We start from the raw sequence: 23,581 nt of genomic DNA, 5'->3' as shown, positions 1-23,581 counted from the left end.
TCGGCTCGATCAGCCGAGGAGCTCCTCGAGCGGCTGGTCGTGGTCGATCGAGAGGCCGTACGCCGTCGTGCGGGTGTCGATCATGGCCAGGACGGCCTCCGTGACGACCGAGGTCAGGTGCTCGGCGTCGGGGATGCCCTCGCCGAGGTGGACCCAGCGGCGTACGGCACCGAAGACCATCCCGATCAGGCCGTAGATCAGCGGGTCGACGGCCTTCTTGTCGATCTCGGAGACCTCTACGCCGGTCAGCTCGAACGCGGCCAGGATCAGCTCCTTGATCCGCTCCGCGATCCGGTCGAGACCCTGCTGCAGGGGACCGGTGCCGTTCGGCGCGGTGTCGACGTCGGCCACCTGGTGCAGGAGCGGGTGCTCGAGCGCCCAGTTGACGTACGCCCCGACGGTGCGGGAGATGATCTGCCGGATCGATCCGGTCAGCTCCATCGCCGGGAAGAGCTTGGCCCACAGACCGTCGAGGATGTCGGCCTGGATGGCGAGGTCGAGCTCACGCCGGTCGGCGAAATGACGGTAGACCACCGAACGGGAGAGCCCCGCGGCCTGGCCGATCGCCTGCAGGCTGACGTTGACGCCGTCGGTCTCGATCAGACCGATCGCGGCATCGACGATGCGCTTTCGTCGGTCGTCGTTGTGACGCTTCCAGCGAACTGCCCTGCCATCCATGGTGGGACCATCGTAGTCCCACGTACTTCACGCCGGGTCTGGAATGCCTGTCACAGTAATCACAGACCCGGCGCCGAGAAGACCTCAGGCGAACCGGATCACGCCGTCGGCGACCGGCGATCCGAGCGCCTTCATGTCCACGAGGTAGTTCTGCTTCGCGGTCCACGGCGAGCGGTCACCGGCCTTCGGCATGAGGTCCAGCGAGCGCTGGATGTAACCGGAGGCCAGGTCCATGAACGGCCGCTCCTCGACACTCGGGTCGCGGGTGACCGCGGCGACGTCGTAACCGTTCTCCCCCATGAAGTCGAGCAGCCGGATCACGTAGTCGGTGACCAGGTCGGCCTTGAGCGTCCAGGAGGCGTTGGTGTAGCCGATCGTGTAGGCGAAGTTCGGGATCCCGGTGATCATCAGGCCCTTGTAGGCCATCTGCTCGGGCAGGCTGACCTGCTCACCGTCGACGGTGTAGTCGAGGCCGCCGAAGAGTCTGAGGTTGAGGCCGGTGGCGGAGATGACGATGTCGGCCTCGAGCGTCTCGCCCGACTCGAGCTCGATGCCCTTCGGCACGAACGTCTTGATCCGGTCGGTCACCACCGCGGCGTACCCCTCGCGGATCGACTTCATCATGTCGCCGTCGGGGACGAAGCAGATGCGCTGGTCCCACGGGTTGTAGGGCGGGTTGAAGTGCTTGTCGACGTACGCGATCGCCTCGTCCTTGGTCATGCCAGGACGGCCGCCGCGGGCGGTGAGGCCGTTGATCCACTGGTCGCGGATCACCTTCTTGACCACACCGGGAGCCCGACGGGCGAGCTGGTAGGTGCCGACGGTGAGGGCGATGTTCTCCCAGCGAACGGTCTCGTGGCCGAGCTTCTCGCGCACGCGCTTGAACGGCAGCTTGCTGAGCAGCTTGAACGGTGCCGTGTTCAGCAGCGAGGCGATCGCATCCTGACCCGGGCGGGAGAGGATGTAGGTCGGCGTACGCTGCAGCATCGTCACCTTCTCGGCACGGTCGCTGCCCTCGCCCGCCAGGTTGGGCAGGAGGGTGACGGCGGTCGCGCCGGAGCCGATGATGACGACCTTCTTGCCCGCGTAGTCGAGGTCCTCGGGCCAGTGCTGCGGGTGCACGAAGGTGCCCTCGTAGTCATCGAGACCGGCGAACTCCGGCTGGTAGCCGTTGGCGTAGTCGTAGTAGCCCGAGCAGTTCCACAGGAAGCCGGCGGTGATCTCGGACGGGCCGTCGGCGGTCTCGACGGAGACCGTCCACTGCTTGTCCTCGGTGCTCCAGGCGGCACCGGTGACCTTGTGGCCGTAGTGGATCAGCTTGTCGACGCCGTAGTCCTTCGCCGTCCGGCGGAGGTAGTCACGGATCTGGTGACCGTCGGCGAGCGCCTGCGCGCTCTCCCATGGTCGCCACTTGAAGGCGAAGGTGAACATGTCGGAGTCGGAGCGGATGCCCGGGTAGCGGAAGAGATCCCAGGTGCCGCCACTGGCATCACGCTGCTCGAGGATCGCGAGCGTCTTTCCAGGGAGGCGCTCACGGAGCTGTGCGGCCGCTCCGATGCCGGAGACGCCGGCACCGATGATCAGTACGTCGACATGCATGTGGGCCAGGTTACCCGGGAGTACGTGTTTGCGACACCCTGTACCGCGAACTTTTGCAAGCATTTTGGATCTCCACCGCTGATCAACGACACGAAAACAATCGCCACCCCGGCGCCACATCCGCGCGCGTAGTCACTACGCTGCGAGCTGCAGCTGTGGGGGCGGCGAAGCATCCACAGCGATTTCGGGGTCACTCACCCATCGCTTTCGGTGGGCTGAGGCTGCATGCGGACCGCACGGTGCGGTCGATGGTCTTCGAAAGGTTTTCCAGTGTTGAGTTTCGTACGCGCCAGCGCGATCGTCGCCGGCGTCACCCTTGCCGGGCTCTCAGCCGCCCCGGCGTTCGCAACCGACCCGGCCGGCAACAACGGCACCGTCAAGGTGATCCAGCACGGCGACATCGACGAGGTGCCGGAGAACCAGCCCCACGTCGGCTGCAAGCTCGACATCGAGTGGTACGGCTTCGACGAGGGCGAGAAGATCGAATCCACGATCGGCTTCGAGCTGCACTCGCCGACCGACGGCGGCGAGCTGACCGTCGAGGGTCCGGCGAAGGTCTTCGTGGGCGCGGACGCCGCCAGCGGGGCGGGCACGGACGACGGCCTCGACGGTCGCGAGACCTACACCCTCTCCGCCACCGGCCTCGCCCACCCGAAGCAGGGCTTCCACGCGAAGGTCACCATCCACACCCCGGGCAGCATCGGCAACGACACCAAGACCAAGGTCTTCTGGTTCCAGAACTGCGTCACGGAGACCGAGTCCCCCTCGCCGTCCCCGTCCGAGTCGCCTTCGGAGTCCCCGTCGGAGACCCCGTCGGAGACCCCGACCGACGAGCCCTCCGAGACGCCGACCGAGGCCACCCCGGTCTCCGACGAGACGGAGCCCGCTGACGAGGAGTCCTCCGAGGCGCCGGTCACCGACTCCGAGGTCCCGACCAACATCGACGCCGGTCTCGCCGGTGAGAGCGACTCCGCCGTACCCGCGATGTGGCCGCTGCTGGCCATGCTCGCCGGCGCTGCCGCTGCCGGCACCGCGCTCGTCGTGGTCCTGCGTCGCCGCGCTGCCGCTCTGGTCCACAAGGACTGAGCAAGCCCGCGTCACATAGAACGGCGCGGCGTATGACCTTCGGGTCGTACGCCGCGCCGTTTCTGCGTCCGGTCGTCAGTCTTGGAACGCGGCGCCCTTCTCGATCAGCGCGTCGGCGTCGGCGATGCCCCACGCGGCGAGGGCCTCGCGGGTGTGCTGACCAGCGCTGGCGGCCGGTCCGGCTCCCAAGGTGGAGGTGGTCCGACTGAACCGGGGAGCGGGGGCGGGCTGGGTGACGCCGTGGTGGGTGACGTACGTCTGGCGGGCCTGCAGGTGCGGATGCTCTGCGGCCTCGGAGGGGGTGAGGACGGGCGCGACGCAGGCGTCGGTGCCCTCGAAGATCTCGGCCCACTCGGCCATCGTCTTCGACCCGAAGGTCTTGGTGAAGAGGTCGCGCATCTCGTCGTAGCGCTCCATCTCGTACTGCCCCGGGCAGACCCCGTCGAGCCCGAGCCGGGTGACCATCTCGGCGAAGAACTTGCCCTCCAGCGCACCGACGGCGACCTGTCGGCCGTCGGAGGTGTCGTAGAGCGCGTAGAACGGCATCGCGCCGTCGAGCAGGTTGCTCTGCCGCTGCTCGTGCCACGTGCCGGAGGCGAGCATCCCGGAGATCATCGTGGCGAGGTGGGCGGTACCGTCCACGATCGCGGCGTCGACGACCTGCCCCTGACCGGTGGTCTTGGCCTCGACGAGCGCGGCCAGGATGCCCATCACCAGGTAGGTCGATCCGCCACCGAAGTCACCGAGCAGGTTGAGCGGGAAGTGCGGACGGGCCCGGTCCTGGCCGAGCCCGTTGAGCACGCCGGTGGTGGCGATGTAGGTGAGATCGTGCCCTGCGGACTGGGCCAGCGGGCCGTCCTGGCCCCAGCCGGTCATCCGGCCGTAGACGAGGCGCGGGTTGCGCTCCAGGCAGGTGTCGGGGCCCAGGCCGAGGCGGTCGGTGACCCCGGGACGCAGCCCCTCGATGAGTACGTCTGCGGTCTCCACCAGGCGCAGGACGGTCTCGACCGCATCCGGGTTCTTGAGGTCCAGCGCGATGCTCGGGCGGCCGCGGGTGAGCAGGTCGCCGGCACCGCCGCCGAGCACGTTGCCGCCCGGCCGGTCGACCCGGATCACATCCGCACCCATGTCCGCGAGGAGCGTGCAGGCGTGCGGCCCCGGCCCGATCCCCGCCAGCTCGACGACCTTGACCCCGCGGAGGGGACCGGTGCCCTGGCCCAATGTCACTGTGGATTTCTCCGTCGACTCAGTCATGGCTTCCATCTTTCCAAAGTCCAGCCTTCCAGAGTCCGGAACCCACCGCCCGGCGTGACCTGATCGCGGAGCCGAGTCCGATACGCTCCGAGACACACTCGCCGGTGCCACAGGAGCAGAGAAGTTGTCTCGGGAAATCCCCACATCCCCCCAGTCCGCAGCCCCCCAGGCCAGCACTGTCAGCCCGCTGACCGCGAACGATCCCCGCGAGATGGGTCCGTACGTGCTCACCGGCCGCCTCGGCCACGGCGGCATGGGCGTCGTCTATCTGGGCGAGGACGCGAACGGGATGATGGCAGCGGTGAAGGCGATCCTTCCCGAGCTGACCTCCGACCCGGGGTTCCGCGCGCGGTTCGAGCGGGAGATCCAGGCGGCCAAGAGGGTCGAGAGCCGGTTCACCGCGAGGGTCCTCGACGCCGACCCCGATGCCGAGCAGCCCTGGATGGCGAGCGAGTACGTCGCCGACCCGCCGCTCAACAAGCTGATCAGCTCCGGCCAGCGCCTGCCCGAGATCGACGTACGCCAACTGGTCGCCGGAGTCGCCGAGGCCCTCGCCGCCGTGCACGCTGCGGGGCTGGTCCACCGCGACATCAAGCCGGGCAACATCCTCTACGGCGCCACCGACCCGTGCGTGATCGACATGGGCATCGCCCGCTCCGTCGACGGCACCGCACTGACCCAGACCGGCAAGGCGGTCGGCACCTACGGCTACCAGGCGCCCGAGCAGGTCCAGACCGGCACCTTCTCCAGCGCCGTCGACATCTGGGCGCTGGGTCTGGTCGCCTTCGTCGCCGCCACCGGACGCTGGCCGTTCAGTGGCGAGATCGGCTCGATGGGCCATCTCCTCAAGGGAGAGTCGCCCAACCTGAGCCTCTGCCCGGTCTACCTGCGGCCGCTCGTCGCCGCGTGCCTGGCCGAGGACCCCGCCGGACGCCCCTCCGCCGCGGACATCCTCGCCACCAACGGCGACTGGACCCTGCTGCCGGCCCCGGTGACCTCGGAGGAGGCGACCAGCGTCGGTACGCTGCCGCCGGCTTTCACCACCGGCGGGATCGCTCGCCCGCCGCACCCCGCCACGGCTTCGTCCAACACCGCCGACCTGCCCACGATGGCGCCCACGTTCGCCGAGCCTGCCCAGCCGTCCGGCCGGCGCTGGAAGGTCGCGGTCCTGGCCGCTGCGGCCGTCGTCCTGGTCTCGGCCGGTGTGGCCGTCGCCGCCAACCCCGGCCTCCTGCCCGGCCAGGACGACACACCGAAGGTCGGTGAGGTGACCCCGTCTGCCGAGCCGAGCACCGGCGAGAGCAGCACGCCGCCGACCACGCCCGTCGGCGGCTCGGTCGACACCGGGACGGATCCCGGGCTGAGCGAGGAACCCGACGACGAGGGCGCGGAGGACGGCGGCGAGATCGCTCCCAGCGACGGTACGGAAACCGGCGACGCGACGCCTTCCGAGACACCGGACCCGAGCGCGACGGCCCCCAGCGACCCAGCCACGGACCCGGCCACCGAGACGCCGACAGCCGAGCCGACCGAGACCGCGACGGTCGAGCCGACCGAGGATCCCGCCGAGGATCCGACGGCGACCGCGACTCCCTGACGGCTCACCTGGCTCGTTCTGAGGGGCCGCTCGCAGGGGTTGGAGAGACCCCGGTCACACCGTGTCCAAGGTTGGATCGATCAAGGTGGCCGGGGGTCCCGCCACGCCGATAATCGAGCCTGGCGGGGTGTGCCGTCCCTTCTTCCCGAGCAACCGAAAGTTGAGCTGTGAGCGACACCGACGAGACCTTCAACGACTGGCAGCACCGCGAGGAGCTCGCGGAGACGATGATCCCGATCATCGGCAAGCTCTACCGCGAGAAGGATGTCACCATCCTGGTCCACAGCCGGTCGCTGGTGAGCAAGTCCGACATCTCGATCCTCAAGGCGCACCGCTTCGCGCGCCAGATCGAGGGCGAGGAGCTCTCGGTCACCGAGACGTTCCCGCTGCTCCAGGCGGTCGCCAAGCTCGATCTCGGCCCCTCGAAGATCGACCTGGGCCTGCTCGCCGTCCAGTACGCCGAGGACGAGCGCGGTCTCTCCGTCGACGACTTCGTCGCCGAGAAGCTGTCCGGCGCCACGGGCGACAACAAGCTCGAGCGCAACGGCGGCCAGGACGTCGTGCTCTACGGCTTCGGCCGGATCGGCCGACTCGTCGCCCGGCTCCTCGTCGAGAAGGCCGGCTCGCGCCACGGTCTGCGACTGAAGGCAGTCGTCGTCCGCAAGGGAGGCGAGGACGACCTGATCAAGCGAGCCTCGCTGCTGCGTCGCGACTCGATCCACGGCCAGTTCGCGGGCACGATCACGGTTGACGAGAAGAACGGCGTGATCATCGCCAACGGCAACCCGATCCAGTTCATCTACTCCAACGACCCGACGACGGTCGACTACACGGCGTACGGCATCAAGGACGCCATCCTCATCGACAACACCGGCAAGTGGCGCGACCGCGAGGGCCTCTCGCAGCACCTCCGCCCGGGTGTCAAGAAGGTCCTGCTGACCGCGCCGGGCAAGGGCGACGTCCCCAACATCGTCCACGGCGTCAACCACCAGACCCTCACCGGCGACGAGAAGGTCATCTCCTGCGCCTCCTGCACGACCAACGCGATCGTGCCGCCGCTGAAGCTGATGGAGGACCGCTTCGGCATCGTCCGCGGTCACGTCGAGACGGTGCACTCGTTCACCAACGACCAGAACCTGCTGGACAACTACCACAAGGCCGACCGCCGTGGTCGCTCCGCACCGCTCAACCTGGTGCTGACCGAGACCGGTGCCGCCTCCGCTGTCGCCAAGGCGCTCCCGGACCTGAAGGCGAAGATCACCGGCAACTCGATCCGCATCCCCACCCCGGATGTCTCGATCGCGATCCTGTCGCTCTCGCTCAAGAGCGAGACCTCGAAGGAAGAGGTCGTCGACTACCTCCGCGAGGCCTCGCTCACCGGCGAGCTGCGTCGCCAGGTGGACTTCACCACCGCCCGCGACGCGGTCTCCTCCGACTTCATCGGCTCCCGTGCCGCCTCGATCGTCGACGGCAACGCGACCATCGTCGACGGCGACTCCGCCATCCTTTACGTCTGGTACGACAACGAGTTCGGCTACTCCTGCCAGGTCGTCCGCACCGTGCAGTCGATCTCCGGCGTCGAGTACCCGACCTTCCCGGCCCCGGCTGCTGTCTGACCTCTCCACAGGCTCGACGTCTACGCTGCCCCTCCTCGCCCGGTCTCCGGGCGAGGAGGGGCGGTCTCGTTCCAGGCTCGGAGAATGGCATCGACGTTGGTCAGGCCGACCTGTGCGACGTCGCGGAGGACCGGGGCGGATCGTAGCCACATCTCGTACTCGAGTTGCTCCTTCCGCTTCTCGGCATCGACTCTGAGCCAGTCGACCTCGCGCAACGGCCCATTGACCGGTACGCCCCAGACCGTCACTGCCGGTCCGCGTTCAAGCGGCAGCCAGGTCTCCTCGATCGACTCGAACCAGTCGCCGGGCGGTTCGACGTGAAACGTACGTGGCGGCGTGCTGCGGTTCGCCGCCGGAGGTGCACCTTTGTCATAGGTGTGGCCGGTCACCTCCGCCCCGAACACCACCCAGCTGGCGACCGTCGCGACCAGCGGGAACCGGCCGCCGTCCAGGCAGCCCCAGCGGTCCAGCATCGAGCCGAGGAGGGGCGGCACGTACCAGTTGCGTCGCACGATCTCGGCCTGCTCCTCCCAGGTCTGTGAGAGGTCCAGCTTGCGATCGCGACCGAGCCTGACGATGAGCGGCCGGACCGTGTCCAACGTCTGGTCCGCGCAGCGCGGCCGCGCCAGCAGCTCGGCCAGCCTGCCCACGTCATAGACGATCGAGCTGCCCACCTTCTGTCCCGGGCCGGCGAGGCCGGTGGTCAGGACCCTGTTCGCCTCGACCTTCCCGATCATGTGCAGCTCGCAGATCCGACGTATCGCCTCGCGCGTCGTGACTCGTTTAGTGGCCCCCATATACCGGGACGTTATGAAGGGATGCCGCGCCCGTGCGACCAAAATCAAGATCCTGTGGATAACCCTGTGGAAATCACCTGGGTGGCGGCCAGCCAGGAGGCCGGATCCGTTCCTTTTACAAGACGATGACGCCTTGTGAATCATTCACAAAGCGTCATCGTCTTGTAAAAGGAGCACGCATCGACGTCGGGCTCACGAACGGACCCGGGCGAGGAAGGCGCGGGTGCGCTCTTCGACGGGATCACCGAAGAGCTGCTCCGGCGGACCCTGCTCCAGCACGCGCCCACCGTCGAGGAAGCAGACCTTGGTGGCGACCTCGCGGGCGAAGGACATCTCGTGGGTGGCGAGCACGAGGGTCGTACCTGCCTCCGCCTCGGCCCGGACGATCTCGAGCACCTCGCCGACGAGCTCGGGGTCGAGGGCGGCGGTGATCTCGTCCAGCAGGAGCAGGCGCGGCCGCGTGCACATCGCGCGTACCAGCGCGACCCGCTGCTGCTGCCCTCCGGAGAGGGCGTCGGGGTGGGCATCGGCCTTGTCGGCGAGGCCGAACCGGGCGAGCAGCTCCCGCGCCCGATCGGCGGCCTCACCCGCTCGGACACCATGGACGCGCACCTGCGCCAGCGTGCAGTTGTCGAGCACCGAGAGATGCGGGAAGAGGTTGTAGGCCTGGAAGACCATCCCGATCTCGCGGCGTACCGAGCGCGGGTCGACGAGCGGGTCGGAGATCTCCCGGCCGTCGAAGGTGATGACCCCGTCGTCGATCGTCTCGAGCAGGTTCAGGCAGCGCAGCAGGGTCGACTTCCCCGATCCTGACGCACCGATCAGGCAGACCACGTCGTGCTCGGCCACGGACAGGTCGAGGTCATCCAAGACGACCTTCCCGCGATAGGCCTTCCGCAGCCCCTTGGCCTCCAGCAACCCATACCCAGTCGGCCCGGTCATCGGCCCTGCTCCTTCGCGATCTGTCGCCGCATCAGCCAGTCGGTGAGCCGGGTGAGCGGGACCGCGACGATGAGGAAGTACACAGCCGCGACCAGCAGCGGCGTGCCGTTGAAGTTGTAGCCCTGATAGTCCTGGGCCGCCCGGAGCGCCTCGAAGACACCCACCGCCGAGATCAGCGCGGTGTCCTTCTGCAGCGAGACGAGGTCGTTCATGAGCGGCGGTACGACGCGGCGTACGGCCTGCGGGAGGACCACGAAGCGCATGGTCTGGGTGTGGGTCAGGGCCAGCGCCTCGGCCGAGGCGACCTGAGTCGGATGGATCGCCAGGATGCCGGCCCGGAAGACCTCGGCGACGTAGGCCCCGTAGCAGAGCACCAGCGCGAACGTGGTCAGCCAGAACAGCGAGCTGGTCACCCCGGACAGACCCAGGGCCGGGATGCCGATGCCGCAGATGACGACGACCAGGATCGACGGCACCCCGCGGAAGAGGTCGGTGTAACCGGTCGCCAGGAGTCGCAGCGGCGCCAGCCACGGGGACGTCGTCTGGCGGGCGATGGCAACGAGGGCGCCGAGGATGAGTACGCACGGCTCGGCGACCAGGAAGATCCGGATGTTGATCCAGAACCCCTCCGCGATCGCCGCGAACGAGTCGCGTGCGTGCGACCAGCTGAGGAAGTAGTCGCGGACCCGGTCCCACCCGGGCGAGGAGAGGACCAGCAGCACCAGCCCGACCGCGACCGCGGCGGTCACCACCGTGGCGATGGCGCTCTGCTGGAGCCGCAAGCGGCGACGTACGGCCTGTCTTTCGAGCTCCCGCTCGCTGGGTGCCCAGCTCACCCCGGGGTCCGAACGAAGTGGCCCCGAGCTTGTCGAGACCATCACTTCAGCACGGGCACCGAGACGACGTCAGACAGCCACGTCTTCTCGAGCTCGGCAAGCGTCCCGTCCTCCTCGAGCGCGGTCAGCGCCTCGTCGAGGCACGAAGCCAGGCCGCTGTCCTTCTCGGTCAGCAGGCCGAACTCCTCCGGCTTCTCGCTGCTCTCGAACTGCCCGGTGATCGTGCTGCCCTCGATCTCGGCCGCGGTGATGTAGAACGCGGTCGGCAGGTCGAAGACGAGCGCGTCGACCTGACCGTTGAGCAGCGCCTGCTTGGCCTGGTCGCTGGTGTCGAAGACCAGCGGGTCCGTGGTCGGCTGCACGTCCTCGCGGATCGCGGTGAGCGACGTGGTCGCGGTCTGGGCGCCGAGCTTGAGGTCCTTCAGGTCGGCCAGCGACCCCGCCGCAGCGGCGCCATCCTCCATGGTCACGACCGCCTGCGAGGCCGTGTAGTAGCCCTGCGAGAAGTCGACGACGTTCGCCCGCTCGGGCGTGATCGAGATCTGGTTGATGTCGAAGTCGAACTTCTTCTCGCCCGGCGTGTAGGAGGTGTTGAACGCCTGCTTGACCCAGACGACGTCGTCCTTCGCGAACCCGAGCTGCTCGGCGACGGCGTAGGCGACCGCCGACTCGAAGCCCTTGCCGTTGCTGGGGTCGTTCTCGGAGAACCACGGTTCGTACGCCGGAGAGTCGGTGCCGATGGTCAGCTTCCCGTCCTGCTTCAGCGGCAGGTCGGCGGCCTCACAGGAGGCCGGCGCGCCGCCCCCGGCGCTGGTGTCGCCCTCGCTTCCGCAGGCGGTCAGCGCCGCGGTGAGAGCCAGCGGAGCGACGATAAGGGCAGTAAGGCGAGTACGCATGTGCGGAATGGTAAATGGAACGCGCACTGGCCGCTTCTTATTACTCATGAGTAGCATACGTCCATGGCGTACGAATCCCTGCTCTCACCGATCACCATCGGGTCGCTCACGCTGCGCAACCGGGTGGTGATGGGGTCGATGCACACCGGCCTCGAGGACCACGCGTGGGACATCCCGAAGCTGGCGGCCTACTTCGCCGAGCGGGCGCGCGGCGGCACCGGGCTGATCATCACCGGCGGCTACGCCCCGAACAAGCGCGGCTGGCTCAAGCCGTTCGCGAGCGAGATGAGCTCCCGGCTGCACGCCGCCCAGCACCGCCGGGTCACCGGCGCGGTGCACGAGGAGGGCGGCGCGATCGCGATGCAGGTGCTGCACGCGGGTCGGTACGCCTACACGCCGTTCTCGGTCAGCGCCTCGGCCGTCCAGGCGCCGATCAACCCGTTCAAGCCCGCGGCCCTCTCCGACAAGGCCGTGGACGCGACCGTCAACGACTTCGCCAAGAGCATCTCGCTGGCGAAGAAGGCGGGCTATGACGCGGTCGAGATCATGGGGTCGGAGGGCTACCTGATCAACCAGTTCCTCGCCGAGCGGACCAACCAGCGCGAGGACCGCTGGGGTGGCACGGCGACCAACCGGATGCGGTTCCCGGTGGAGATCGTGCGTCGCTCGCGCGAGCTGGTCGGTGACGACTTCCCGATCATCTTCCGGCTCTCGATCCTCGACCTGGTCGAGGACGGCCAGACCTGGGAGGAGACGATCGAGCTCGCGTACGCGCTCCAGGACGCCGGCGTCTCGGTGTTCAACACCGGCATCGGCTGGCACGAGGCGCGGGTGCCGACCATCATCACCCAGGTCCCGCGCGGCGCGTGGCTGGACATGACCGCCCGGCTCAAGGCCGAGGTGTCGGTCCCGGTCTGCGCCTCCAACCGGATCAACACCCCCGAGCTCGCCGACGGAGCGATCGCCGAGGGCAAGGCCGACCTGGTCTCGATGGCACGCCCGCTGCTGGCCGACCCCGAGTTCGCCAAGAAGACCGCCGAGGGTCGCACCGACGAGATCAACACCTGCATCGCCTGCAACCAGGCGTGCCTGGACCACGCCTTCGCCAACAAGGCCGCCTCGTGCCTGGTCAACCCGCGCGCCGCGCGTGAGACCACCCTGGTGCTCAGGCCGACCAAGCTCAAGCAGACCGTGGCCGTCGTCGGCGCCGGCCCGGCCGGCCTCGCGGCCGCCACCTCGGCCGCCGAGCGCGGCTTCGCAGTGACCCTGTTCGAGAAGTCCGCGCAGCTCGGAGGCCAGTTCCGCCTCGCGATGGCGGTGCCCGGCAAGGAGGACTTCAAGGACACCCTGCGCTACTTCACCCGGCGTCTGGAGGTGCTGGGCGTCGAGGTACGTCTCGACACCGAGGCCACCACCGCCGACCTGGAGCCCTTCGACCACGTCATCGTCTCCACCGGCGTCACGCCGCGGCTGCCGCAGATCGCCGGCTCCGAGGACGACCGGGTCGTGACGTACGCCGACGTGCTCGCCGGCCGGGTCGTCCCTGGCCGTCGCGTCGCGGTGATCGGTGCCGGCGGCATCGGCGTCGACGTCTCCGCCTGGCTGACTCACCAGCTCGAGAGCCTCGAGGAGTGGAAGGCCCGTTGGGGCGTCGGTGACCCGGCGACCTTCCGCGGCGGTCTGACAACCCCGGTCCTGGAGGCACCGGCTCGCCAGGTGACCCTGCTGCAGCGCAAGGCCACCCCGATCGGCATCGGCCTCGGCAAGACCTCCGGCTGGGCCCACCGCGCCCACCTGAAGCAGGACGGCGTCAAGCAGGTCCGGGGTGCGACGTACGACAAGATCGAGGCCGGCGACGACTCCCTCACCCTGCACTACGCCGTCGACGGCGAGCCCCGCACGCTCGAGGTCGACCACGTGATCCTCTGCGCGGGCCAGGAGTCGGTACGCGACCTGTGGACCGAGCGGGAGAACTGGCACCTCATCGGAGGCGCCGACGTCGCCGCCGAGCTCGACGCCAAGCGCGCGATCAGCCAGGGCACCGAGGTCGCCGCGGGCTTGTAGCCTTTGCCGCATGAGCGATCCCGACTGCCTGTTCTGCAACATCGTCGCGGGCAACATCCCGTCCACGAAGGTCTATGAGGACGAGGAGACGTACGCCTTCACCGACATCGCGCCGGCGGCCGAGGGCCACACGGTGGTGGTGCCGAAGACGCACACCAAGGACGTCCTGGAGGCCGACCCGGCGGTCTTCGCCGCGACCGCCAAGACTGCCCAGGCGGTCGCGAAGCGGGCGGTCGACGTGCTGCAGGCGGACGGGGTCAACGTACTCAACAACTGCGGTCCGGCCGCGTGGCAGACAGTGTTCCACCTGCACTTCCACGTGATCCCGCGCTACACCGACAAGACCAAGGACTCGCTCACGCTCCCCTGGGTGCCGCACCCGGGCGACATGGACGCGATCAGGGCCATCGGCGAGAAGCTCGCCTTCTAGCCCGTCGAATCAGCCCGTCGGGGCGCCCTCGGCGTGGGCGGCGACCATGTCGGCGTACCAGCCGAAAGAGCGTTTGGGAGTACGTACCCCGGCGGCGTCGACGTGCACCAGGCCGTACTTCCCGCCCACGCCGTCCTCCCAGTCCTTGCCGGTGAACGGCGCTTCCCAGCCGTCACGGTCGAGCAGGGTGTAGGCGTAGAAGCCGCGTATGTCGACACCGCGCTCGATCGCGGCCGAGACAGCCTCCAGGTGCGCCTCGAGGTAGTCGATCCGGGCCTGGTCGTCGACCTCGCCGTCCACCATCGGAGCGTCGTACGCAGCACCGCACTCGGTCACCACGATCGGCGGCATCGCGGCGCGATAGCGCGATCGGGTGATGATCAGCCACTCCCGCAGGGCGGTGGGCACCACGCCCCAGCCGGTGTCGGTGGCGGGGTAGCCGACGAGCGGCACCATCCGGAACGGGATGTCGTCGCCCTCGGCGGAGGCGCCGATGCGCTGCGGCGCGAAGAAGTTGACCCCGTAGAAGTCCAGGGGTGAGCGGATCACGGCCATGTCGCCCGGCATCATGACCTCGTCGGCGAGACCGGCGATGTCACGGGGGTAGCGGCCCATCAGCATCGCCTCGAGAGGCACCGCGTTCCAGGCCAGGTCGATGAGCTTGGCCGCGCCGACGTCAGCGGGATCTTCGGAGAGCGGCCAGATCGGCTCGTGGTGGTTGGCGCAGCCGACGGACTCGACCCCGGCGGCGCGCAGCACCTGCACACCGCGGCCGTGGGCGAGGAGCAGGTGGTGCATCGCCGCGACGACTCCCCAGCCCGCGCGGCGGCCGGGCGCGATCGTGCCGAGGCCGTAGCCGAGGTAACCAGCCACGTTGGGGTCCTGCACCGGCACCCACTCCGGGACCCGGTCGCCGATCAGGTCCGCGACCCCCTGGGCGTAGTCACCGAACGCGTCGACCGTGGCGCGGTTGAGCCAGCCACCGTCGGCGGCCAGCGTCTCCGGCAGCTCGCCGGCGTAGAGCGTGGCCGACGGGCGCAGACCGGCCTCGAGCAGCTCGTCGACCAGGCGGTCGTAACGAGCGCGGGCATCGGGATCGAAGGCACCGCGCCCACCCGGCTGAAGCTCACGCCAGGAGACCGCGAACCGGTATCCCGGCGCACCGAGACGTTGAAGCAGCGCAACATCCTGCTCGCCCCCCGGCCGGGTGGCGTCTGCAGTGCCGAACACGAAGCCAGTCGGGAACTTGGGAAACGCCACGGCACAATCATGACTGTGACTGCCCAGATCCGCCGAGGAAACGCCCGATTCACGGAACGTCCTCCCGGCCTCCGGCCAGGAAAAATTACCTGGCACACCTACTCATTCGGTTCCCACTACGACCCCCAGCGCGTCGGCTTCGGCCCGATCGTGGCCTACGACGAGCACCTGCTGGGCAACGGTGAGGGGTTCGAGACCCATCACCACGCCGGCGTCACGATCGTGACCTGGCCGCTGTCCGGCGAGGTGACCCACACCGACTCGACCGGCGCCACCGGCACCGTCGCGCCCGGCCAGGTCGGCGTCTTCACCACCGGCGACGGTGTCGACCACTCCGAGTTCGCCTCGGCCGCCGGCACCCGGTTCATCCAGGTCTGGATCGCGGGCAGCACCGGCGCGCCGGCGTACGCCGTCCACGACGTCGCCGCCGGCGAGGGCGAGTGGACCGAGGCGGTCCGCCTGGACCAGGGGACGCTGCGGGTCGGCCACGTCGGCACCGACGGCCCCGCCGAGATCACCCTCCCGGAGGCCGGGCTCCGCCATCTCCACGTCGCCTCCGGCGCCCTTCTGCGCAGTGGGATGGCCGAGCCGCTCACCGCTGGTGACGCCTTCGAGGTCACCGCCGGCGACGATCTGCCGCCAGAGTTCACGGTCAGCGCAGGCGTACCGACCGAGCTTCTGCTCTGGACCTTCGACCAAGGCGGATAAAGCGCGGACAGGCCGGGAAGCGACGGATAAAGTCCGCACCAGACTGCTGCTCAGTGTGGAGACTCTGCCGAAAGGTTTGGTGTGACGACGTTCCTGATCATCGGAGCCGTCGGGCTGGGCCTCCTGCTGGTGTCGCTGGTGATCGGCGACCTCCTCGACGGCTTCCTCGGCGGCCTGCTGGACTGGCTGGCGAGCGATTCGTACTCCACGGCCGCGATGGCCGGATTCGTGTCGGCGTTCGGGTTCGGTGGCGCCATCGCCCACGGACCGCTGGACCTCGGCCTGGTGCCGTCCATCCTGATCGGCTCCGTCGTCGGAGCACTCTTCGCCTGGTTCACGTTGTGGCTGACTCGCCTGCTGAAGGAGGACCAGACCGACGCGGCGCCCTCAGGGGAGGCCGCCGTCGGCCTGGACGCTGCCGTGATCACCACGATCCCGGCGGACGGGTTCGGCGTGGTGCGGGTCGCCCTCGGGGGCCACACGGTGACCTACAACGCCAAGGCTCCCGACGCCGACGAGGCGATCACGCCCGGCACCGCCGTGCACGTGACCGGAGTCCTCTCACCGACGGCAGTCACCGTCGCGCCGACGTGGCGCGAGATCACCTCCTGACTGAAGGAATCCTCATGGAACTGCTGGTGCCGATCGCCGGCCTTGTCGTACTTCTCATCCTGCTTCTGCTGCTGGTCACCAGCCGCTACAAGGTCGCCGGTCCCAACCAGGCCTTCATCGTCACCGGCCGCAAGGGCAAGGCGGTGCTCAACCCCGAGACCGGCCAGCTCACCACAGACCTGTCGGGCCAGAAGGTCGTGCTCGGCGGCGGCGTCTTCGTGGTGCCGTTCGTCCAGAAGCTGGCGACCATGGACCTCTCCTCGCGCCGGATCTCGGTCCAGATCCGCGGCGCGGTCTCCGGGCAGGGCATCAAGCTCAACCTCGAGGGTGTCGCGATCGTGAAGGTGGGCGGCAACGCCGACCAGATCCGGCTGTCCGCACAGCGCTTCCTCTCCCAGCAGGAGGAGATCGAGCCCTTCACGCAGGAGGTGCTCGCCGGCGCGCTGCGCTCGATCGTCGGCGGTCTGACCGTCGAGCAGATCATCCGTGACCGCGCCGCGTTCGCCCAGCGGGTCGCCGACGAGTCCGAGTCGTCGCTCACCGGCCAGGGCCTGATCCTGGACACCTTCCAGATCCAGGACGTCACCGACGACGGCTCCTACCTCGCCAACCTGGGCCGCCCCGAGGCCGCCCGCATCACCCAGGCCGCCTCGATCGCCGAGGCCGAGGCCCGTCGTGCCGCCGAGCAGGCCCGGATCAAGGCCGAGGAGGAGATCGCGGTCGCCCAGCGCGCGCTCGCGCTCAAGCAGGCCGAGATCAAGGCCGAGACCGACGCGGCCACTGCCAACGCCGCCGCCTCCGGTCCGCTGGCCCAGGCCGACCGCGACCAGGCCATCCTCACCGAGCAGGAGAAGGTCGCCGTACGCCAGGCCGCGCTGACCGAGCGACAGCTCGAGACGCAGGTGCGCAAGCCCGCCGACGCGGAGCGCTACCGCGTCGAGCAGGAGGCGGAGGGTCGCCGCAGCTCCGAGATCGCGGCCGCGGAGGCGCGCAAGGCGTCGACCATCGCCGCAGCCGAGGCCGACGCCGAGCAGGCCCGACTCTCCGGCGAGGCCGAGAAGGCCCGCCGTGCCGCACTGGCCGAGGCCGAGGCCATCGAGGGCGCCCGGCGCGGTGACGCGCAGAAGTCGCTGCGTCTGGCCGGCGCCGAGGCCACCCGCGCCGAGGGTGAGGCGAGCGCTGCCGCCACCCTGGCCGTCGGTCACGCCGAGGCCGAGGCGATGGAGAAGCGCGCCGCAGCGTTCGCGTCCTACAACGACGCCGCCGTGCTGCAGATGCTCATCGAGGTCCTGCCGCAGGTCGCCAGGGAGGTCGCCGCGCCGATCAGCGCCATCGACAACCTCACCGTGCTCTCCACCGAGGGGGCCGGCGCCATCCCGAAGCAGGTCAACGACAACGTCGTCCAGACCCTCAACATGCTCAAGACCACGACCGGCGTCGACCTCGGCGCGATGCTCCGCAAGGCCGCCGACACGACCTCGGCGAACGGCACCGCGGAGATCCCGGCCGGTCAGTGACCGATCCACACCTTGCTAACACCCGGTCACAGATCCGGTAGAAAAGGGACATAAACGTGACAGCCAGGAACAAGTCTGGTTATGTATCCACGTCGACGTAGGGAGGGAGCACTCCAAACCTCGACCGGGCCTCGCGGCCGAAAGGCCGCCAGGCTCGCCCCTTGAGCTTTCTCTACTGTTCCCCCCGTCGGTAGAGAAGCACCGAGGGAAATTGATTGTGGCCCGGCCTCACGGCCGGGCCACATCTTATTTGCCGGTCTCTAGCGCTCGTTGACCATGCGGAAGAAGGCCTCGACGAGCGGGCCCGAGGTGGCGGCACCGTTCTCGCCCTCGTCGACGTAGACGGCCACGGCCAGGTCACCCTGAGCAGCGATCATCCAGGTGTGCGTCAGGCGCTTGCCGTTGCGGTCGAACTCGGCCGTGCCGGTCTTGGCGATCACCGGCTTGCCGGGCACATCAGCCAGGCCGCTGCCGGTGCCGTCGGTGACGACACCCCGGAAGATCGTACGCAGCTGCTCGGCCTCGTCGGCGGCGAGCGGCTCGACACCAGACGGCTTGGCGACCTGACCCTCGACGAGGGTCGGGACCACGGTGTGGCCGGCCTGAATGGAGCCGATGACGGCGGCCATCACGAGCGGCGAGGCGAGCACCTTGCCCTGCCCGATCAGATCGGCGGCGTGCTCGGTCTCGCCCGCGGGCTCGGGGATCTGGCCGAAGTAGGAGGTGAAGCCGGCGTCGCGGTCGATACCGAAGCCCAGCGAGGCGGCGGCCGAGGCGATCTCGGCGTGGCCGACCTCGCCGGCGACGCCGACCATGGCGGTGTTGCAGGACTCGGCGACGGCGTGGGCGAGCGTGATCTCGCCGAGGGCCGACTTCGGGTACCACGAGTCGTTCTTGAACGTCTTGCCGTCGACAGTGGTCTTGGCCGGACACTTCACCTGGCTCTTGGCGTTGAGCCCCTTTCGCAGCAGGGCCAGCGTGGTCGCGGCCTTGAAGGTCGAGCCGGGGGCCGCCTGGCCGAAGGTGGCCAGGTTCATCTTGTTGTCCTCGCCGTTGGCGGCGACCAGCACGGCACCGTCGCTGGGCCGGATCGCGACCAGGGCGCTCTCGGGCTTGACGCGCTTCAGGATCTTCTCGGCGTTCTTCTGCAGCCGCTCGTCGAGGGTGACGGTCAGCGACTTCCCGTCGATCGGGTCGGTGCTGTAGAGCCGCTTGAGCACCTCGCCCTCGTCACCGAGCACCGCGACCTGGAGCCCGGGCTTGCCGCGCAGCTGCTCGTCGTAGCGCGCCTGCAAGCCGGAGAGCCCGGCGAGATCACCCGGGAGGTAGGTCCCGGGCTTCTTCTTCATCATCTCCGCCGTGACCTCACCGACGATGCCGACGACCGGCGAGGCGAACTCCTTGGTCGGGCCGAGCGGGAGGGTCCGGTTGAGCATCGCGGCGCCCTTGATCTTGGCGATCTTCGCGGCCTTGGCCTTCGTCATCATCGGCTTGCGGATCGAGAGCGCCTCGACGAACGCCTTGTCACCGGCCGCCTTGACGCGCTTGGCGTAGCGCTTCGGGTTGATGCCGACGATCGCGGCGACGTCGCGAGCGGCCGCGGGAGCCGCCACCGGGTCGATCAGGGTCTTGTCGATGCCGACCGTGACGACCGGCCGATCCGCGACCAGGGTCGCTCCCGACGTACTCAGGATCTCGCCGCGCTGCTGCTGGACGGTCTCGACGTGGAGGCTGCGTCCCTCGGCGAGCGTTGGGGCGACGACCGTCGGCTCCCAGACGAACTCCCACTTCTCGTCGGTCTTGCGGAGCTCGACCTCCGACTCGTAGGTCCAGCGGCCGCCCGGCAGTCCCCATGCCCAGGTGAGCGTCGACTTCGCGCTGTCGGTGCCGTGGCCGGAGAAGACCGGCTTGGTCGCGGACACGTCGGGCGCGCCCAGCTTCCCGAACAGGTTGCCCGTCAGATTGCTGTAGTCGGTGGCGACGACAGCGGGATCGGTCTTCGCCACGAAGTCGACCTTCGTGAAGGTGCCGGTCTCCAGCGCGGTGGTCAGGGTCGACATGCTCGGACCCGGTTCCTTGGCCCCACCACATGCGGCAAGCAGCGGTAGGGCAACAGCAAGGGCCGCTATGCCCCGGGAGACTCGCATGGAACGGTTCTATCAGCCTTGCCCCCAAGATTGGGTTACACCCGTTGAAGGGCCCGCCCAATAATTGCCTGGCGGCCTGCGCCGCCAGGGCACGCACTGGCCGGCGTTGCCGCCCCTCGAAAGACCCCGGTATGCCTTCGGAGCGGCGCCTTGGCCAGCACGCACCCTGACGACGCATGCCATCCAGGCAATTCTCGGCCGGGCCCTAACGCGGAGGTTGTGAAGCCGAGCGCGCCTGGTGGACACGCCCGGCTTCACCACCAGGTGGATCAGTGCGTCGCCAGCCAGGCGTCCAGGTCGACGCCGCGCTGGTCGGCGAGCTTCTCCAGGCGCTCACGGGTCGGCGGCTGGAACACCTTCGGCTCGATGTGGCGGTCGAGGGCGGCGTACTTCCTCTGCTTGGCGGCCTGCGCGGGACCGGTCGCCTCGGCCGCGGCGAGCACGGCCGGGGTCGCGGTGACCGCGGCGCCGGTGAGCGGTGAGCTCACCAGAGGGGTGTAGCCGTCACGATGTCCGGCGGTGTTGGCGTGGTAGGACTCCTCGATCGGGTTGGAGAGCCCGTTGACCCACTCGGGGTTGTCACAGACCGCGTGTCCGGTGAACCGGCTGATCGGGTTGACGTAGCCGAATCCGGCGGCGCTCGCCCGCGAGGCCGTGGTGTTGTTGAGGAGCACCGCGGTGTCGTTGAGGATCGCCTCGTCCGACGGGCTGAACCAGGTGAACGCGTTGCAGTCCTCGCCCATGAACAGCTTCGGATAGCCCACGACCACCACCTTCGCGCTGGGGGCGGCCGACCGGATCCTCGAGTAGAGCGTCCCGAGGCTGGCCGGCAGTGTGTTGCGGATGTAGTTCTGCGCACCCGCGACCGCTCCCGCACAGTCGCTCGCCCAGGCTGGGAGAGCGCACTCGGTGATCACGTCGGCGAAGCCGGCGTCGTTGCCACCGACGGAGATGGTCACGTAACGGGTCGAGGTGGACAGTGCGCTGAGCTGGCTGTTGGTGACGTCGGCGACGACCGCGCCCGAGCAGGCGCGGAAGTTGAGGCTGTAGCTCTTCGCCGCGGCGACCAGGCTCGGGTACGCCAGGGTCGACCGCATGCATTGGCTGCCGTCGGCGATGTAGCTGCGAGTGCCTACTCCAGAGGAGTAGGAGTCACCCAGAGCGACGTAGGGCTCCCCGGCTGCTGAAGCGAAGCCCGAAGCAATGGGGTTCGCTGAGGCCGGGGAGCCTGGGGCGACGGCGAGGCCGGCGCCGAGAAGGGCGATGGATGTGAGGGAGACCGCGAGGCGGACTTTGGACAGGCGGAAGGTAAAACCGTTCATGGCAACTCCCGAAAGCCGGGGACCGCTGGGGGCGGCCCTTCTATTCGGTTGTACGCGCCCTTACTTCCGCCCGCAGGAAATTAGTTTCACGTCTTAGTAACTGTCCGGAACCCGCTTACCTGAGTTCATCCGACGTTCTGCAGACGCGGCAGGAGCCGGTCGAGCCACCGCGGCAGCCACCACGCGCCGGCGCCGAGCAGCCGCATCACCGCCGGCACAATGAGGCACCGCACGAGGACCGCGTCGAGCAGCACCGCAACCGCCATCACGAAGCCCATCTCCTGCAGCATCCGGTCCGGGCTGAACCAGAAGGCACCGAAGACCACGACCATGATCGCTGCGGCCGCGGTGATGACGCCGCCGGTGTGCGCCAGCCCCTCCCGGACGGCCTCCTGGGCATCGCCGCTGCGCAGCCACTCCTCGCGCATCCGCGAGATCAGGAAGACCTCGTAGTCCATCGAGAGCCCGAAGACGATCGCGAAGGTCATCACCGGCAGGAACGCCTCGATCGGACCGGGCTCGACCCCCAGCAGCCCCTCCTGGAAGACGTACGTCATCGCCCCCATCGAAGCGCCGATCGAAAGCAGGTTGAGGATCGCCGCCTTGATCGCCACCGCGACGGAGCGGAAGACGCACATCAGCAGCAGCGCGGAGAGCCCGACGACGAGCCCGATGAAGAGCGGCAGCTTCTTCGCGACCGCGTCGGAGTAGTCGATCAGCGCCGCGGTCGAGCCACCGACCAGGACGTCGTCGCCGAGATCCGTCCGGAGGTCCTTCACCAGCTCGGTGGTCTCGGCGTCTTGCGGGCCGGTCTCAGGGAAGGCGATGGAGGTGTACACCGCACCGTCGGCCGACGGCTGCGGCGGGGTCACGGCGGCCACACCGGCGTATCCCTGGACCTGCTCGTACGCAGCAGCCGCCTCCTCCTGGGAGCCCTCGGTCATCACGATGAGCGGGCCGTTGGCACCAGGGCCGAACTTCTCGCTGACCAGGTCGTACGCCTTCCGCGTGGTCGAGGAGGAGTCGTCGTTGCCGGCGTCGGCGAAGCCGAGCTGGAGGCCGAGGACAGGGGCGGCCAGCGCGCCAAGCACGACCACGGAGACGACCAGCGCTGCCCACGGGTGCCGCTGGACACCGGAGGCCCAGGCGCGCCAGCGCTGGCCGGGCTCGCGCCGGGACCGCGCCGCGTGCTTGCGCACGGACTTCTCCAGGCGCTTGCCGAACAGGGTCAGCAGCGAGGGCAGCAGCGTGACCGCGGCGATCATGGTCATCAGGACGGTGAGGGCGACGCCGAGCACGACTCCCTGGATCGAGGTCAGCTGCAGCACGTAGAGGCCGCAGAGCGCCAGAATCACGCTGACCCCGGCAAATAGGACCGAGCGGCCGGCGGTGTCGATCGCGGTCGCCGTGGCGTCCTCACGGGTGGCGCCTCCGAGCAGTTCGCTGCGATAGCGCGAGAAGACCAGCAGCGCGTAGTCGATGCCCACACCCAGCCCGACGATCATCAGCATCGGCGCGGTGTAGTCCGGGATCGTGGTCATGTGCGAGAGCAGCGTGACGACGCCGAAGGTCGTGCCGACTGCGAAGATCGCGGTGATCAGCGGCAGGCTCGCCGCCAGGAACGATCCGAACATGAACAGCATGATCACCAGCGCGGCGAGCATGCCCATCCCCTCGGAGCTGCCGCCCTCGCCCTCGTTCACCTCGCGCATCGAGTCGCCGGCCATCTCGACCTGGAGGTCGTCGGTCGACGTCTCGTCCGCCAGCTCGAGGAACGGCTCATAGGCGCTCACGGGGAGCTCGCCGGCCTCGGCGTCCATCACCACGGTGACCAGCGCGGTCGTACCGTCCTCACTCACCGACCCGCGCTGCGGATCGGCCGGCTCGACGGACTCGACATGAGGCACCGCGGCCAGGTCCGCGAGCAGATCATCGACGGCCTGCTGGTCGGTGTTCCAGCCGCGCTCGTCATGGATGACCGCGCGCACCTCGTCACCGTTCGACCCACCGTGCTTCGCCTGCAGGTCGGCCATCTCCTGCGACTGGGTGCCGGGGATGTCGAAGGAGTTGCGGTAGTCGTCGCCGATGCTCTGCGCCGCCACCGTCACGCCTACCAGGACGACCACCCACAGCAGCAGCGCGGTCCAGTGATGGCGTTGAGAGAAGGACGCCAGCCGCCGCAGCGGACTGGGTCTCGTGATCGTCTGAGTGGTCATCATG

At 68.9% G+C, this 23,581-nt stretch carries 19 protein-coding genes; 8 read left to right on the top strand and 11 right to left on the bottom strand.

The features are described from left to right. Nucleotides 1–9 precede the first annotated feature (9 nt). Entirely contained in the window at nucleotides 10–678 is a 669-nt protein-coding gene (locus tag AB0F44_RS11835) for a TetR/AcrR family transcriptional regulator (protein WP_160025880.1), read from the bottom strand. A gap of 84 nt (nucleotides 679–762) precedes the next feature. Beyond that, on the bottom strand, nucleotides 763–2,277 hold the full coding sequence (locus tag AB0F44_RS11830; protein WP_357355577.1) for an NAD(P)/FAD-dependent oxidoreductase: 1,515 nt from the start codon (nucleotides 2,275–2,277) through the stop codon (nucleotides 763–765). A gap of 273 nt (nucleotides 2,278–2,550) precedes the next feature. On the opposite strand from AB0F44_RS11830, the gene AB0F44_RS11825 reads away from it, so the two are divergent. After that, nucleotides 2,551–3,363 carry a hypothetical protein gene (locus AB0F44_RS11825; RefSeq protein ID WP_357355575.1) on the top strand — a complete coding sequence of 271 codons (813 nt, stop codon included), beginning with the start codon at nucleotides 2,551–2,553 and terminating at the stop codon, nucleotides 3,361–3,363. Nucleotides 3,364–3,438: 75 nt separating this feature from the next. On the opposite strand, the gene AB0F44_RS11820 is transcribed toward AB0F44_RS11825, so the two are convergent. Beyond that, nucleotides 3,439–4,617, bottom strand: coding sequence for a CaiB/BaiF CoA-transferase family protein (locus AB0F44_RS11820; RefSeq protein WP_357355573.1), 1,179 nt, complete (start codon nucleotides 4,615–4,617; stop codon nucleotides 3,439–3,441). Between the two features lie 211 nt (nucleotides 4,618–4,828). Here AB0F44_RS11820 and AB0F44_RS11815 point away from each other — a divergent pair, with 211 nt between their 5' ends. Together AB0F44_RS11815 and AB0F44_RS11810 are read left to right on the top strand one after the other, a co-directional pair. Continuing rightward, complete coding sequence (locus AB0F44_RS11815) at nucleotides 4,829–6,214, top strand: protein kinase (protein ID WP_357355571.1); 1,386 nt, start codon at nucleotides 4,829–4,831, stop codon at nucleotides 6,212–6,214. 167 nt (nucleotides 6,215–6,381) lie between these two features. Further along, on the top strand, nucleotides 6,382–7,830 hold the full coding sequence (locus AB0F44_RS11810) for a glyceraldehyde-3-phosphate dehydrogenase (RefSeq protein ID WP_357355569.1): 1,449 nt from the start codon (nucleotides 6,382–6,384) through the stop codon (nucleotides 7,828–7,830). A gap of 20 nt (nucleotides 7,831–7,850) precedes the next feature. On the opposite strand, the gene AB0F44_RS11805 is transcribed toward AB0F44_RS11810, so the two are convergent. From AB0F44_RS11805 to AB0F44_RS11790, 4 genes are all read right to left on the bottom strand, one after another. Next, nucleotides 7,851–8,567, bottom strand: coding sequence for a hypothetical protein (locus AB0F44_RS11805; RefSeq protein WP_357355567.1), 717 nt, complete (start codon nucleotides 8,565–8,567; stop codon nucleotides 7,851–7,853). A gap of 252 nt (nucleotides 8,568–8,819) precedes the next feature. Further along, nucleotides 8,820–9,569: an amino acid ABC transporter ATP-binding protein gene (locus tag AB0F44_RS11800; protein WP_357355566.1), complete on the bottom strand. Its 750-nt coding sequence runs from the start codon at nucleotides 9,567–9,569 to the stop codon at nucleotides 8,820–8,822. Beyond that, entirely contained in the window at nucleotides 9,566–10,405 is an 840-nt protein-coding gene (locus AB0F44_RS11795) for an amino acid ABC transporter permease (RefSeq protein WP_357355564.1), read from the bottom strand. Before AB0F44_RS11795 ends, AB0F44_RS11800 begins: the two co-directional genes overlap by 4 nt. A gap of 41 nt (nucleotides 10,406–10,446) precedes the next feature. Then, complete coding sequence (locus AB0F44_RS11790; protein WP_357355562.1) at nucleotides 10,447–11,301, bottom strand: ABC transporter substrate-binding protein; 855 nt, start codon at nucleotides 11,299–11,301, stop codon at nucleotides 10,447–10,449. Between the two features lie 63 nt (nucleotides 11,302–11,364). On the opposite strand from AB0F44_RS11790, the gene AB0F44_RS11785 reads away from it, so the two are divergent. Together AB0F44_RS11785 and AB0F44_RS11780 are read left to right on the top strand one after the other, a co-directional pair. Then, nucleotides 11,365–13,365, top strand: a complete 2,001-nt coding sequence (locus AB0F44_RS11785; RefSeq protein ID WP_357355560.1) for an NADPH-dependent 2,4-dienoyl-CoA reductase — start codon at nucleotides 11,365–11,367, stop codon at nucleotides 13,363–13,365. A gap of 10 nt (nucleotides 13,366–13,375) precedes the next feature. Continuing rightward, a complete protein-coding gene (locus tag AB0F44_RS11780) occupies nucleotides 13,376–13,795 on the top strand; it encodes an HIT family protein (RefSeq protein WP_350663013.1) in 420 nt (139 codons plus the stop codon). A gap of 9 nt (nucleotides 13,796–13,804) precedes the next feature. Here AB0F44_RS11780 and AB0F44_RS11775 read toward each other — a convergent pair whose 3' ends face one another. Further along, nucleotides 13,805–15,055 (bottom strand): family 1 glycosylhydrolase, encoded by a 1,251-nt coding sequence (locus tag AB0F44_RS11775; RefSeq protein WP_357355558.1) that lies wholly within the window; start codon nucleotides 15,053–15,055, stop codon nucleotides 13,805–13,807. 15 nt (nucleotides 15,056–15,070) lie between these two features. On the opposite strand from AB0F44_RS11775, the gene AB0F44_RS11770 reads away from it, so the two are divergent. The 3 genes from AB0F44_RS11770 (at nucleotide 15,071) to AB0F44_RS11760 (ending at nucleotide 17,892) form a co-directional block, all read left to right on the top strand. After that, nucleotides 15,071–15,763, top strand: a complete 693-nt coding sequence (locus AB0F44_RS11770; protein WP_357355556.1) for a pirin family protein — start codon at nucleotides 15,071–15,073, stop codon at nucleotides 15,761–15,763. Nucleotides 15,764–15,844: 81 nt separating this feature from the next. Further along, a complete protein-coding gene (locus AB0F44_RS11765) occupies nucleotides 15,845–16,375 on the top strand; it encodes a hypothetical protein (RefSeq protein ID WP_357355554.1) in 531 nt (176 codons plus the stop codon). 14 nt (nucleotides 16,376–16,389) lie between these two features. After that, nucleotides 16,390–17,892, top strand: coding sequence for an SPFH domain-containing protein (locus AB0F44_RS11760; protein WP_357355552.1), 1,503 nt, complete (start codon nucleotides 16,390–16,392; stop codon nucleotides 17,890–17,892). A 260-nt stretch (nucleotides 17,893–18,152) separates the two neighbouring features. On the opposite strand, the gene AB0F44_RS11755 is transcribed toward AB0F44_RS11760, so the two are convergent. The 3 genes from AB0F44_RS11755 to AB0F44_RS11745 form a co-directional block, all read right to left on the bottom strand. Then, nucleotides 18,153–19,952: a penicillin-binding transpeptidase domain-containing protein gene (locus AB0F44_RS11755; protein ID WP_357355550.1), complete on the bottom strand. Its 1,800-nt coding sequence runs from the start codon at nucleotides 19,950–19,952 to the stop codon at nucleotides 18,153–18,155. A gap of 356 nt (nucleotides 19,953–20,308) precedes the next feature. Then, nucleotides 20,309–21,361, bottom strand: a complete 1,053-nt coding sequence (locus AB0F44_RS11750; protein WP_357355549.1) for an SGNH/GDSL hydrolase family protein — start codon at nucleotides 21,359–21,361, stop codon at nucleotides 20,309–20,311. Between the two features lie 125 nt (nucleotides 21,362–21,486). Then, nucleotides 21,487–23,577 (bottom strand): MMPL family transporter, encoded by a 2,091-nt coding sequence (locus tag AB0F44_RS11745; protein ID WP_357355547.1) that lies wholly within the window; start codon nucleotides 23,575–23,577, stop codon nucleotides 21,487–21,489. Nucleotides 23,578–23,581 lie beyond the last annotated feature (4 nt).

This window comes from Nocardioides sp. NPDC023903 (assembly GCF_040639295.1).
GTDB lineage: Bacteria > Actinomycetota > Actinomycetes > Propionibacteriales > Nocardioidaceae > Nocardioides.
The sequence above is the reverse complement of the archived record's forward strand: the minus strand, read 5'-3'. Positions and strand labels throughout refer to the sequence as shown.